The following is a 12,279-nucleotide window of genomic DNA, read 5'->3' on the forward strand; positions in this document are numbered from 1 at the left end:
ACGGCGGCCCCACGGGCCGGCAGGCAGAGCGAGGAGGACGCCATGAGCGGCAAGCACACCATCCACCACATCGTGACCGGCGAGCTGGAGAGCTCGCTGTCGGTGAGCCTGCTGAACAGCGGCGCGCATCCGGATCTCGACCGCGAGTCCGTGCTCCCGTACGGCTACCGCCACGACATCCGGCGCCGGGACGGCAGCCTCCACGAGGGCGTGATGGTGCCGGTGCCGGTCTGGCTCATCGAGGGCGCGGACCGCACCATCCTCATCGACACCGGCCTCGGCGACCTCGACGAGGTCTCGGCCATGCAGTCGCGCTACGGCGTCGGCTTCGTCGCCGAGCGCCGCGGGTCGCAGCAGGACATCGTCGCGGGCCTGGCCAGGCACGGCGTCCGGCCGGAGGACGTGGACGTCGTGGTCCTCACGCACCTGCACTTCGACCACATCGGAAACAACGAGCTTTTCCCGCGGGCGACCTTCGTCGTGCAACGCGACGAGCTGCCGCAGGGAATCGCGCCGCCGCAGTTCTGCATGTTCTATTACCCGGAGTACTCGTACAAGGTCACCGACGTACGCGACCGGCTCCGGGTGATCGACGGCGACGTGGAACTCGCGGACGGCATCAGGCTGGTGAAGATCGGCGGCCACACCCCCGGCTGCATGGTGGTCATGGTCGAGACCGAGAGCGGCACCGTCTGCCTCACCAGCGACGTCATGTACAACTACCGGAATCTGGAGCTGAACTGGCCGATGGGGTCCTTCTGGGACCTGGCCCAGCTCATGCGTGGATACGACCGGCTGCATCGCGAGGCCGACATCATCGTCCCCGAGCACGACTGGCAGTTCACGGAGCACTTCCCGAAAGGAACCATTCGTTGACGCTCCCTTCCCTGAGTGGAGAGGGTTCTTACGGCTCGCACCGTGAGACTTCCTGTTTCCTTGCCGACTGCCCGCCCGGAGAACTCCGTTGAGGTCTTGCACCAGCTCCGCAGCCTGTAACGGCCCGTCCGGCCGCCAGGAGGTTCTTCGCTGCGTTCACGTCCCGATCGCGGGTCGTTCCGCAGTCGCACGTCCAGGTGCGAATGTGCAGGGGCATCTCGTCTTGCAGGGTGAACACAGCCTGGAGGAGGGAAACCACCGGTCGACCACGATCACTGTGCGGCCATACCAGGCGGCTTTGTCCTCCAGCATCCTCCGGAACTGCGACCATGCCGCATCGCTGGTGGCGCGGGCAAGGTTGTGGTTCTTGACCGTGTTACGTACGTCCTGACGGAGCGCCCACGCCTCACTGCGGGCAGCGAGCGCCATGTCGTAGACCTTCCGCAGTCACGCTCACAAGTGAGCGGGACCGCCGGTTAGAGATCAATCCTGCCGGTCAGAGCGCTGGGATCCCTCTCGGCGGCGAACCCAGCCCGTTGCCCTGCTCCGCAGGACCGTTTCCCCTCCGCCCTGAAGGACGGAGTATTCACGGAGGTAAACCGATGACCGCGAAGAAACTGCTGCTCCTCGGTGAGTCGTGGACCACGCACATGATTCACCAGAAGGGCTTCGACACCTTCACGACCACGGAGTACGCCGAGGGTGCGGGCCCGCTCACGGCGGCGCTGTCGCGGCGCGGCTGGGAGGTCGACCACCTCCCGGCGCACACCATAGAGCGGGACTTCCCCACCGACGCCGCGCGGCTGGGCGCGTACGACTGCGTCGTCGTCTCCGACGTCGGCGTGAACACCTTCCAGCTCACCCGCTCCGTCTTCACCGACGGCGACCGGGACGTGGACCGGCTGGGGATGCTCCGGACGTACGTGGAGGAGGGCGGCGGGCTGGCCATGGTCGGCGGCTACCTGTCGTTCGCGGGCATCGACGGCAAGGCGCGCTACGGCGCCAGCCCGCTGGCCGACGTCCTGCCCGTCCGCGTACTCGACCACGACGACCGCCGCGAACTCCCGGACGGCCGCATCCCCGCCCCGCGCCCGGAGCCGCACCCGGCACTGCCGGAGGTGGCGGGGCCGTGGCCGTACCTGCTGGGCTACAACAAGACGGTGCTGCGTGAGGAGGCGACGCTGCTCGCGGAGATCGACGGCGACCCGCTGATCGCGGTACGCGAGGTGGGCGCGGGCCGCACGTCGGTCTTCACCTCCGACATGTCGGCCCACTGGGCCCCGGCGGCGTTCACGGGCTGGCGCGGCTACGGCGCACTGTGGGACGCACTGCTGACCTGGACGGCGAACGCCCGGCGGGGCGCGGCGGAGCCGGCGACGCAGGGACCGACGGCGGGTTAGCCGGCCCGCGGGGGGGGCGGTGCCAGAGCAGGGGGAGGCCGGCCCGACAGGACGGGGACGACGGGACCGGGACGACAGGACCGGCGCGTTGGGCCGGGACGGTCGGGCTGCGTGACGGGCGGCGCCCGGCCGCGTAATCGGGGGTGCGGCCGGGCACCGCCCGCCGCACGCCACCGACCCTTCACCGCACCACCCCAGCCGGCCCTTACCGCCGGGCGCCCGCCAGGCGGCGGGGCCGCCGGGCGCTGTAGCTCCGGGGGCGGAGGCGGAGACACGGGGCGACCGCGCCTGAGGCGGCCCGCCGGGGCCGCAAGGACCGGGGCGACGGGCAGCGCCCCGGCCGGGTAGTCGGGGGTACGGCCGGGCGGCGCCCGACGTGCGCCCCGGGCCCGTCACCGAGGCTTCGCCGAGGCGGCCCCTTCGACCTGTGGCGCCGCCTCGGTACGGGTGGGGCGCCCGGCGTTCGGGCTACTCGCTGCCGCTCGGCCTTCCCTGGCTGGGGGGCCCGACCAACCGCACCGGCTTCAGCGGCTGTTACTCCCGCGATCGCGCGAAAGCGCCCCGGTGCCCGGCCCCTTCCCGGTCGGCGGTGACGCCACGACCCCGCACCGGAGCGCCCCCGTGCCGGGCTCCCCCGTTGCCCGCGGTGGAGCCGCGAGTGCTTGACGCCGTTACGTCGCGCGGATAGCGTCCGCCAAGGCGTTTTAGCAAGCGCTTACTGAGATCGTGGGATCCTCTTCTGGCAGGGGAGATGACGCAATGCGCAAGCACAGCGGGAGCGTTGCCGCGCGGGCTGTCGCGGCGGCCGCGGCGCTGGTCCTGACCGCACTCGCGGCCGGGCCGGTGCAGGCGGTGCAGGGTGGGGACACCGCGGACGGGGACAGGCGGGGGGCGCCCGTCGTGTTGCCGGCGCTGGGGCCCGGCCTCGTCGCGTACTACGACTTCGGCCATCCGGTCCCCGGCAGCCCCGCCCTCGAAAGCGACCGTGGCCGCTCCGGCACCGACATCGAACTCGTCAACGGCGGCGCCGCCATGCGCGTGCCCGACAGCGCCTTCCCGGGCGCCGGGTCCGCGCTGCAGACCGCCCAGGTCTCCCCCGCCACCGCCGGGAACGACGACTGGAAGGCCGGCCTCTACCGCCCCGGCGGCGTGCCGAGCATGCGCGCGTTCAACGGGGCGCAGTCCGCCACCGTCATGGGCTGGTTCAAGATGACCGGCGACAACCCCTCCCCCAACTCCAACACCGCCGACCCCCATGACCGTTACGGCGCCGTCGGCCTGGCCGGTGTGCTCTCCGGCAACTCCGACGGCCACGGCGTACGGGCCCTGCTGGAGCTGATCGAGGTGAACGGCGAGATGCGCCTCGTGGCGCTGGGCCGCCGGGTCGACGAGGGCGCCTCGCAGACGTTCGCCGCCGCCGAGGACTGGCGCCGGCTGCTGCCGCCCGACGAGTGGGTGTTCCTGGCCGCGACGTTCGACTACTCCGACGGCACCATGGCGCTGTTCCGCAACGGCGAGCGCCTCGACGGCTTCTACACCAACCCCGGCGACCCCTGGCAGGTCGGCGGGCCCGGCGAGCACCGCGCCTCGCCCACCGATCCCCGGGGCATCAAGATCGGCGGGAGCTTCCCGCAGAACACCCGCGAGGGCAATCCCTGCAACTGCCGCATGGACAGCCTGATGTTCCTCGACCGCGAGCTGACCGGCGGTCAGGTACGGGCGCAGTACCGGCTGATGGTCGCGCCCCGGCCCTGAGCCGCCACCCGGCCACCCGGTCACCGGCCCCCTTCCCGTAGTACGCCGTTTCCCGTAGTACGCCGTCCGCCGCACCACGCGCCCGCGCACCCGCACCCCCAGAACGGAGCCCGGCATGCCCCTGTCCACCCGCAGAAAGCCCCGCCTCCTCGCCCCCGCGCTCGCCGCCGCCGTGGCCGCGACCGCCTTCCTCACCGCCCCCGCCGAGGCCCGCACCGAGCCGACCGCCGCGCCGGGCGCGACCGCGGGCGCCGCCGCGCCCGGCGACTCCCTGCTCCCCAAGCCGGTACCCGCCAAGCTCGGCCTCGTCGTCGAGGAGTACGCGCAGTTCCCGGAGTCGGAGCCCACTCCCCCGCCGACCGACCCCCGGCTGATGCGGCACGCCCGGATCAACGCGCTCACCGAACTCCCCGACGGCTCCGGCCGCAAGGCGGTGCCCGACCTCAACGGCAAGCTGTACCTCGTCGAGGACGGCGCGCAGCCCCGCACGTACCTCGACGTCGGCGCCACCTTCGCGCCCCAGTTCTTCTCCGGCCAGGGCCTCGGCCAGGGCTTCGGGTACGCGGCCTTCCACCCCGACTTCGCGCGCAACGGCATCTTCTACACCGTGCACACCGAACTGGCCTCCACCACCGACAAGAAGCCGGACCTCACCCCGCAGCCCAACACCGGCTACCACGGCATCATCACCGAGTGGACCGCCGACGACCCGGCCGCCGGCACCTTCTCCGGCACCCGCCGCGAGGTGCTGCGCCTCGGCTTCAACGGCCGCATCCACGGCATCCAGCAGATCGCCTTCAACCCCACCGCCCGCAAGGGCAGCGCCGACTACGGCAAGCTCTACCTCGCCGTGGGCGACGGCGGTACCGGCGTGCGCACCACCGAGCCGCAGAACCTCGCCCTGCCGCACGGCAAGCTGCTGCGGATCGACCCGCGCGGCAGCAACAGCGCCAGCGGCAAGTACGGCGTGCCCGCCGACAACCCGTTCGCCGACCGCCCCGGCGCCCTCGGCGAGGTCTACGCGTACGGCTTCCGCGACCCGCACCGCTTCAGTTGGGACACCGGCGGCAAGCACCGGCTGTACCTCGGCCACATCGGCGAGCACGCCATCGAGTCCATCTACGAGGTGCGGGCCGGGGACAACCTCGGCTGGAGCGAGCGCGAGGGCCCGTTCGTCTTCGACAAGAACCCGGCCGACCCGTGCGACGCGTACAAGCCGCTGCCGCCCGACGACGACACGTACGGCTACACCTACCCCGTCACCGCCTACGACCACGACCCGCCGGCCGACTGGAACTGCACCTCCGACGTCGGCCGGGCCGTCTCCGGCGGCTTCGTCTACCGCGGTGACGACCTGCGCAAGCTGCGCGGCACGTACCTCTTCGGCGACCTCGTCGACGGCCGCGTCTTCGGTACGAAGACGGGCGAGATGAACCGCGGCGCGGCCGAGATGGCGACGATCCACCAGCTCAGGCTCTACGACGCCGCCACCGGAAACCTCGTCACGGCGCAGGACCTGGCCGGCGACACCCGCGTCGACCTGCGCTTCGGGCAGGACTCGGCGGGCGAGCTGTACCTGCTGGCGAAGGCGAACGGCAAGGTCTGGAAGGTCACCGGCACGCGCGGCCCCGCGCTGCCGTAGCCGAAGGAAGGCCGGCCCGTACGCAACGGGCGCGGGCGGCGGTCCGGGAAGCCGGGCCGCCGCCCGCGCCCGTTCTCCCTGTCTCCGGCCGGACACCGCCGAACTCCCGTCGGCGCGCCCCCGATTCCGGCGAATTCTCCCCGGCGGCGGCCCGCGCGGGCAACATCCGCAAATGCTCCAGCATGGGTAGTGCCCACTACCCGATCGAGCAGTGGACCGGCAGCAGAACGCAGGTCTAGCCTCCTTGATCAGTGTGCAATTCCTCTGCCGAATACGACGCGCCCATTTGCGGATCCAGCCCACGCACGAACAAGGAGATCGTCCGGTGGCGAAAGTGACACGGCTGCGTAGCCGGCGCCTGGGATACGCGGTGGCCATCGCCACCGCGGCGGCGCTGACGGGGACCCTGACGAGTGCGGTGCCGGCGTCGTCGCAGGACGACGGCTTCGACATCGACCATGACAACGTGCTGATGGAAGTCGTGTATCCGAAGTTCCAGCGGGTGTCGCGCGAGGAGAGTTCCGGCCGCGCGGTGTCGCTGACCGTGGACCACGCGATGCTCATCGAAATGCCGTGGTTCGACGCCATCGCGCCCTATCACCCCACGGCGAAGGGCATCTTCTCCGATATCCCGCGCCGCCCGGAATCCGAGCACACGACGCGCAACCAGAACATCGCGGTCACCTACGCGGCGTTCACCTCGCTGAACGCGCTGCTGCCGGAGTACAAGGACCGGTGGATCGAGATGATGGACGCGGCCGGTCTCGACCCGGGCGCCACCGCCGAGGACCCGACCACGCCGAGCGGCATCGGCATCCTCGCGGCGAAGAACGCGATGGCGGCGCGGCAGGACGACGGCAGCAACCGGGACGGCGGCATGGGCGGCCGCAAGTACAACAAGAAGCCCTACTCGGACTACACCGGCTACAGGCCCGTCAACTCCGCCTACGAGCTGCGCAATCCGTCGCGCTGGCAGCCGGGCACGTCCTCGACCCGGGACGTCTACAAGGACCAGCAGTTCGCGACCCCGTACTACGGCAGGGTGAAGCCGTTCACGTACGACAGCCCGACCGAGTTCAAGGTCTCCCCGCCGGTGAACAGCGACCACCACAACGGCCGCGCCTACCAGCGCCAGGCGGACGAGGTGCTCAAGGCGTCGGCGAACCTCACCGACGAGCAGAAGATGACCGCCGAGCTGTTCAACGACAAGGTGCTCACCTTCGGCCAGTACGCGGGCACGCCGGTGGTGCTGGCGGGCAAGCTGAACACCGAGCAGACCGTGCACTACATCACCATGTCCGACGTGGCGTTCATCGACGTCACCATCGCGACCTGGCACTACAAGCGCAAGTACGACTCGGTGCGGCCGGGCACCGCGGTCGGGTACCTGTACGGGGACCGGAAGCTGACCGCCTGGGGCGGGCCCGGGCAGGGCACCGTCGACGACATCACCGGCCGCGAGTGGCAGGGCTATCTGGACTCCGTCTCTGCCGACCACCCCGAGTACCCGTCCGCCAGCTCCGCGCTCTGCCTCGCCTTCGCCGCGCAGGTGCGGCAGTTCACCGGCAGCGACCAGATCAAGGTGACGGCGAACTTCCCGAAGGGTTCCTCGCTGGTCGAGCCGGGCGTCACCCCGGCCGCCGACGTCTCGCTGCAGTGGAACAGTTGGACGGAGTTCGCCGACGACTGCGGTGAGAGCCGGATCTGGGCCGGAGAGAACTTCCGGTCCTCGGTCGAGGCCGCGGAGCAGTACGCACCCGAGATCGGCGATCTGAGCTACAAGTTCGTGCAGCGGAAGGTGAACGGCGGCTGAGCGAGCACGACACGGAAACGGCGCCGGCCGCCGGCGGGTGACCTCCACCCCGCCGGCGGCCGGCGCCGTTCGGTGCGGGCCGCCGCCGGGAAGGCCGTACGGACCCTCCCGGCGGCGGCGTCAGCGGGCCCGGCCCGCGCCCCGTACGCGCCGCACCACGGCCGCCGCATTCGCGGGCGCCTTGTTGCCGCGCCACGCCACGTGGTGGTCGGGGCGGAGCAGCACGAGGTCCCGCTCCCACAGCTCGCGCGCCCGCGCGTCCCGCACCACCGTGTGCCGGACGGGCACGCCCTGCGTGGCGGCGGCACGCAGCAGCGGCCCGGCGCGGCCGTCGCCCGCGAAGTCGACGAGGGTGAAGTCCGTGGCGAACAGGTCGAACAGCGGCGTCCCGTCCGCCAGCAGCACGCTGGGCGGGCGGCTGCCGGGCCAGGTCGTCGGCGTGTAGACCTCCGGCGTCCAGCGGGGCGCAGGGCCGTCCTCGTGGCAGACGACGGGCGAGTCGTCGTAGCGGTAGCCGAGTTCGACCCCGCGGTACTCGTTCTCGCCGCGCTCGCAGTCCAGGAACCCCGCCACCGCGGCGGGCGGAGCCCCGTCCCGCAGCAGGCCGCCGGCCTGCACGTGCACGCCGATGTGCCGGTGCGAGGTGCGCATGTTGCGCAGCCCGACCGGGCGGCGGTCGGTCTCGTAGCTGTCGAGCAGCGCGGGTCCTCCGGTGTGCCGGACCAGGGCGGCGACCTTCCAGGCGGCGTCCATCGCGTCGCCGATGCCGGTGTTCATCCCGTACGCGCCCGTGGGGAACATGCGGTGCGCGGCGTCCCCTGCGAGCAGCACGCGCCCGGCGCGGTAGCGGTCGGCGAGCATGAAGCCGGGGCGCCAGCGGGAGGTCAGCAGCACCTTGTCGATCTTCAGCTCGGTGCCCAGGGTCGCCAGCAGGAAGGCCGCCGGGTCGGCGGGCGGGGTGGCGAACTCGTCCGGGTGCGCGCCGTTGACGTGCGCGGTCCAGGTGTCCTTCTCGTCCTGGGCGATGACGACGTAGCGGAAGGCGAAGTAGTGCCAGAACGGGCCGTGCCGGTGCAGGGACGCCAGGTCGCGGCTCTTGAAGTGCACCATGAACGCGCCGGGCAGCCCGGGGACGCCGAAGCTGTCCTCGCCGATGCCGAGGACGGCGCGGACGCGGCTCGACGCGCCGTCGCAGCCGATCACGTACCGGGACCTGATCCGGATCCGCTCGTCGGTCATGACGTCGCGCAGACTGCTGGTCACGCCCTGGTCGTCCTGGGTGAGGGTGTCGAACCGCAGTCCCGGGCGCAGGTCGACGAGGTGGCTGCGGCGGCAGTGCGCGCGCAGCACGGGCTCCAGGTCGGTCTGGGAGATCCGCTGGCCGGGTTCGGCCGGCCGGGTGCCGTCGTCGTACGCGGCGATGCGCCGCCGCTCCTCGTCGACGGAGGGCAGCGCCCAGGTGGTGAGCGGCCGGCCGGCCAGCCCGGTGGACCAGATGACGTCGGCCGGGTGCCGGGGCGCGACGCCGGCGGCGCGGACGGCGCCGGCGAGGCCGAGCTGGCGGAAGAACTCCATGCTGCGGGCGTTCACGTAGTCGAGCTTGGGGTGGACGGAGGTCTCGAAGTCCTGGTCGGCGAGTACGCACCGGACGCCCCGGCGGGCGAGCGCCAGCGCGGTTGCCATGCCGACCGGGCCTGCGCCCACGACGAGTACCGGTGCCGGATCCACGGTTGCCTCCCCAGGCGTGTGGGGCGGCACCCGGGCCGCCCCACACAGTCGCGGTTGTCGTTCGGTCGTGGCTCAGCGCGCTCGGGCGGCGGTGCCGCCCGGCGGGCTCAGCGGGCCTCGCTGTGCGTACGGGGCTGGTTGCCGCGGTCGTCGGGGCCGTCGGGGCCCCGGCCGTTGGGGTGCTGCCCGTTGGGGGAGCCGGCGGTCGCCGCGCCGCGGGCGGCGTCCTTGCGGGCGCCGGGTGCGAGGCCGCCGGTCAGGGCGCGTACCTGCATCTCGGCGAAGGCCGCGTCGTCGCGCTCCTTGCTGGCGATCGAGCCGAGGTAGCCGAGCAGGAAGCCGGCCGGCACGGTGATCAGGCCGGGTTCGATGTCGACGAACTTGAAGTCGTGGCCGGGGAAGATGGCGTCGTCCGGGCCGGTGACGCCGTTGGAGAAGATCACCAGGAAGAACAGCAGGGCCGTGCCGCCGTAGACGATCCACTTCAGCCCGGAGGTGTTGAACCGGCGCCAGAACAGGGCGTAGACGACGGCCGGGAGGATCGCGGTGCCGGCCAGGTCGATGGAGGTCGGGATGAAGATGTGGGTACGCACCGGGAGCATCGCGACGCCGATGAGCACGGAGACGACGCCGATCCGCACGGTGTTGCGGCGGATGTCCTTCAGCTCGTCGGCCGGGGACGGCTTGCGGCCGCGTACGACGTTGAGGTCCTTGGTGACGCAGGTGACCGCGTTGATGAGCAGGGCCGCGTAGACGCCGACGATCGTCAGCAGCGCGATCGGCGCGAGCACCCCGACCATCACCGATCCGCCCAGCTCGTCCACGAGCTTGGGCAGGCTGATGTCGCGGTGGGCCTTGATCACGCCGATCCGCTCGGAGCCGAGGACCGCGACGGAGGCGAAGCCGACGACCGCCATGCACAGGTAGGTGCCGACGACGATCATCGACGCCCAGCCGGCGGAGCGGCGGGCGTCCCTGCCGCTGGTGGTGGCGAAGTTGCGCATGAACAGGAACGGGATGGCGGCGACGCCGACGGCGACGCAGAAGAGCTTGGAGAGGTGGACCAGCCGGTGCTGGCCCTCGCCGAACTCGCGTCCTGGACCGAGCAGGTCGTAGCCGGTGGGGACGTCCTTGCGGTTGGCCTCGGCCTTGTCGAGGATGTCGAGGACGTTGAGGTTGAACTTCGCGAGCACCAGGCAGGTCAGCACCAGCACGACGGTGAGCGTGAGGATCGCCTTGAACACCAGCAGCCGGGTGACGCCCGGCATGCCGGCCATGGCCGCGTACAGCACGGTGACGAGCCCCACGACCAGGACCGAGAGGCCCAGCCCCACGACGTTGTCCAGGGCGAACCAGCGGTTGAAGATGAAGGCGATCGCCGCGAGGCTGATGATCGTGAACATCCCGTAGATCAGCAGGGTGACGACCGCCGCCGCCTTGCGCGCCTGGCGTTCCTCCGCGCGCATCGCGAAGATGTCGCCGAGGGTGTGTCCGCCGAGGTTGCGTATGGGCGAGGCGAAGAGCAGCACCCCGAGCACCATCGAGGTGGTGAACGCGGTCAGCAGCATCGCGGCGTCGTAGCCGTTGAGCGCGATATGCCCGGTGATGATGAACAGGGTGGAGTACATGAGCGGCGCGGACGCCAGCGCGATGGCGTTCTGTACGGGCCCGATCCGCCGGCCGGCGATGAGGAAGTCGTCGGAGGTGCGCACGCTGTCGCGTACCGCCTTGACGACGAAGTACACGGCGACCGCGGCGGCTATCGTCGCGGGTATCGCGATCTCGTTCGCCGCCCAGGTGTTGTCGATGGGCGGCGGCGGGTCGGCCAGGATCGTGCTCATCGCGGCTCTCCTTCCAGTTCCGCCCGGACCTGGTCGGTCAAGGGGTCGAGCCGATTGGCGGCGTAGCGCAGATAACTGGCGCAGACCGTCACGACGACCACGAACGTCAGGAACATGAAAAGCAGCCCGACGTTCACGGGGCCGCCTATCTCCTGCCGGAAGAATCCGGGGGCGAATGCGGCCAGCGACGTCCCGGTGAACCACCATCCGAAGAAGAGGACGCTCGCCCGGATGAGAAAGGAATTCGTCTTACGCTGCAGGGTTTTGAACCCGGCGCTGCCGTGTACGGCGACATAGCGGTCGCCGCCCGCCGGCGAGTCCGTCGAACTCATGACACCTCCTTGACAGGGACGCCGGGACGCGGACGTCCTGACGTGGCGGTCACACTGCATTCTCGGGCGTCGTGCACCGGCGGGCATGACCCATTCACGCGGTCTTCCGGCGCGGTACGCGAATTGGCGTGACCGCGCGGCGGATTCACGTGTTCGGGGGGCTTCTCCGAAATACGGGAGAGGCGGCGTCAGAGGAGGACGTCGCCGCCGTCGATGTTCAGGTTGACGCCGTTGATCGCGCGGTTCTCCAGCAGGAACGTGATCGCGTGGGTGCAGTCGCGCATCGTCACCGGCCGCTTGGTGAGGGCCTTTTCCTCCGCGGCGGCGCGCGCGGCCGGCTTGTCGCTCCAGAACGGGGTGTCGGCGACGATGCTCGGGTGCAGGGCGTTGACGCGGATCGGCGACAGCTCGAACGCCAGGGTCCGCACCAGCGCGGCGATGCCGCCGTTGGCGGTGGTCACGGTGGTGGAGCCCGGGTACGGGCGGTGGCTGGCCAGGCCGCCGAGCAGGACGGCCGCGCCGTGGTCCGGCATCCGGGGGGCGAGGGCGTGCAGGACGGCGGTGTAGCCGGTGAGCTTCACCGTGAGCAGCCGGGTGGCGTCCGCGGGGCGGTAGTCGCGCACGGTGTTGCGGTCCCGGTCGAGCGCGGTGAGCACCAGGTGGTCGGCGTGCTCGACGCCGGCCAGCGCGGCGATGGCGGCCTCGGGGTCCGCCAGGTCGAGCGCGAGCCCGCGGGTGCGGCCGCCGATCTCGTCGGCGGCGGCCTTGGTGCGGTCCTCGCCGCGGCCGGTGATGACGACGTCGCTGCCGCGGTCGGCGCAGGTCTGGGCGAAGTGCCGCCCGATGCCCGACGTTCCGCCGACGACGACGACGTGAGTGCGGTCCGACACGG

9 protein-coding genes and 1 pseudogene are annotated in these 12,279 nt (G+C 71.5%); 5 read left to right on the forward strand and 5 right to left on the reverse strand.

Annotated features, from left to right (window positions below; translation table 11 throughout):
• Positions 1 to 42 precede the first annotated feature (42 nt).
• Entirely contained in the window at positions 43 to 876 is an 834-nt protein-coding gene (locus CXR04_RS06510; protein WP_101420930.1) for an N-acyl homoserine lactonase family protein, read from the forward strand.
• Between the two features lie 28 nt (positions 877 to 904).
• Here the strand turns inward: CXR04_RS06510 and CXR04_RS06515 are convergent.
• Positions 905 to 1,260 (reverse strand): annotated as a pseudogene (locus CXR04_RS06515) (RNA-guided endonuclease TnpB family protein); the annotation flags it as partial.
• Positions 1,261 to 1,478: 218 nt separating this feature from the next.
• Between CXR04_RS06515 and CXR04_RS06520 the strand changes: the two are divergent.
• The 4 genes from CXR04_RS06520 (at position 1,479) to CXR04_RS06535 (ending at position 7,486) form a co-directional block, all read left to right on the forward strand.
• On the forward strand, positions 1,479 to 2,276 hold the full coding sequence (locus CXR04_RS06520; RefSeq protein ID WP_101420931.1) for a glutamine amidotransferase: 798 nt from the start codon (positions 1,479 to 1,481) through the stop codon (positions 2,274 to 2,276).
• A 759-nt stretch (positions 2,277 to 3,035) separates the two neighbouring features.
• A complete protein-coding gene (locus CXR04_RS06525) occupies positions 3,036 to 4,031 on the forward strand; it encodes a LamG-like jellyroll fold domain-containing protein (protein ID WP_101420932.1) in 996 nt (331 codons plus the stop codon).
• Between the two features lie 115 nt (positions 4,032 to 4,146).
• On the forward strand, positions 4,147 to 5,673 hold the full coding sequence (locus CXR04_RS06530) for a PQQ-dependent sugar dehydrogenase (RefSeq protein ID WP_101420933.1): 1,527 nt from the start codon (positions 4,147 to 4,149) through the stop codon (positions 5,671 to 5,673).
• Between the two features lie 325 nt (positions 5,674 to 5,998).
• Positions 5,999 to 7,486 (forward strand): vanadium-dependent haloperoxidase, encoded by a 1,488-nt coding sequence (locus CXR04_RS06535; RefSeq protein WP_234380089.1) that lies wholly within the window; start codon positions 5,999 to 6,001, stop codon positions 7,484 to 7,486.
• Between the two features lie 120 nt (positions 7,487 to 7,606).
• Here the strand turns inward: CXR04_RS06535 and CXR04_RS06540 are convergent, their stop codons facing one another.
• The 4 genes from CXR04_RS06540 to CXR04_RS06555 form a co-directional block, all read right to left on the reverse strand.
• Complete coding sequence (locus CXR04_RS06540) at positions 7,607 to 9,214, reverse strand: FAD-dependent monooxygenase (protein ID WP_234380090.1); 1,608 nt, start codon at positions 9,212 to 9,214, stop codon at positions 7,607 to 7,609.
• Between the two features lie 107 nt (positions 9,215 to 9,321).
• The gene (locus CXR04_RS06545) at positions 9,322 to 11,055 is read right to left on the reverse strand and encodes a solute symporter family protein (RefSeq protein ID WP_101420934.1); all 1,734 of its coding nucleotides are present in this window, start codon (positions 11,053 to 11,055) and stop codon (positions 9,322 to 9,324) included.
• Entirely contained in the window at positions 11,052 to 11,387 is a 336-nt protein-coding gene (locus CXR04_RS06550) for a DUF485 domain-containing protein (RefSeq protein ID WP_101420935.1), read from the reverse strand. Before CXR04_RS06550 ends, CXR04_RS06545 begins: the two co-directional genes overlap by 4 nt.
• A 188-nt stretch (positions 11,388 to 11,575) precedes the next feature.
• The gene (locus CXR04_RS06555; RefSeq protein WP_101420936.1) at positions 11,576 to 12,277 is read right to left on the reverse strand and encodes an SDR family NAD(P)-dependent oxidoreductase; all 702 of its coding nucleotides are present in this window, start codon (positions 12,275 to 12,277) and stop codon (positions 11,576 to 11,578) included.
• Positions 12,278 to 12,279: the final 2 nt, after the last annotated feature.

This window comes from Streptomyces sp. CMB-StM0423, from assembly GCF_002847285.1.
GTDB lineage: Bacteria > Actinomycetota > Actinomycetes > Streptomycetales > Streptomycetaceae > Streptomyces.

Excerpts from the sequence above, each read along its gene's own strand:
- CXR04_RS06510 (WP_101420930.1), top strand. The coding sequence starts at position 43 with ATGAGCGGCAAGCACACCATCCACCACATCGTGACCGGCGAGCTGGAG.
- CXR04_RS06520 (WP_101420931.1), top strand. The coding sequence starts at position 1,479 with ATGACCGCGAAGAAACTGCTGCTCCTCGGTGAGTCGTGGACCACGCAC.
- CXR04_RS06525 (WP_101420932.1), top strand. The coding sequence starts at position 3,036 with ATGCGCAAGCACAGCGGGAGCGTTGCCGCGCGGGCTGTCGCGGCGGCC.
- CXR04_RS06530 (WP_101420933.1), top strand. The coding sequence starts at position 4,147 with ATGCCCCTGTCCACCCGCAGAAAGCCCCGCCTCCTCGCCCCCGCGCTC.
- CXR04_RS06545 (WP_101420934.1), bottom strand. The coding sequence starts at position 11,055 with ATGAGCACGATCCTGGCCGACCCGCCGCCGCCCATCGACAACACCTGG.
- CXR04_RS06550 (WP_101420935.1), bottom strand. The coding sequence starts at position 11,387 with ATGAGTTCGACGGACTCGCCGGCGGGCGGCGACCGCTATGTCGCCGTA.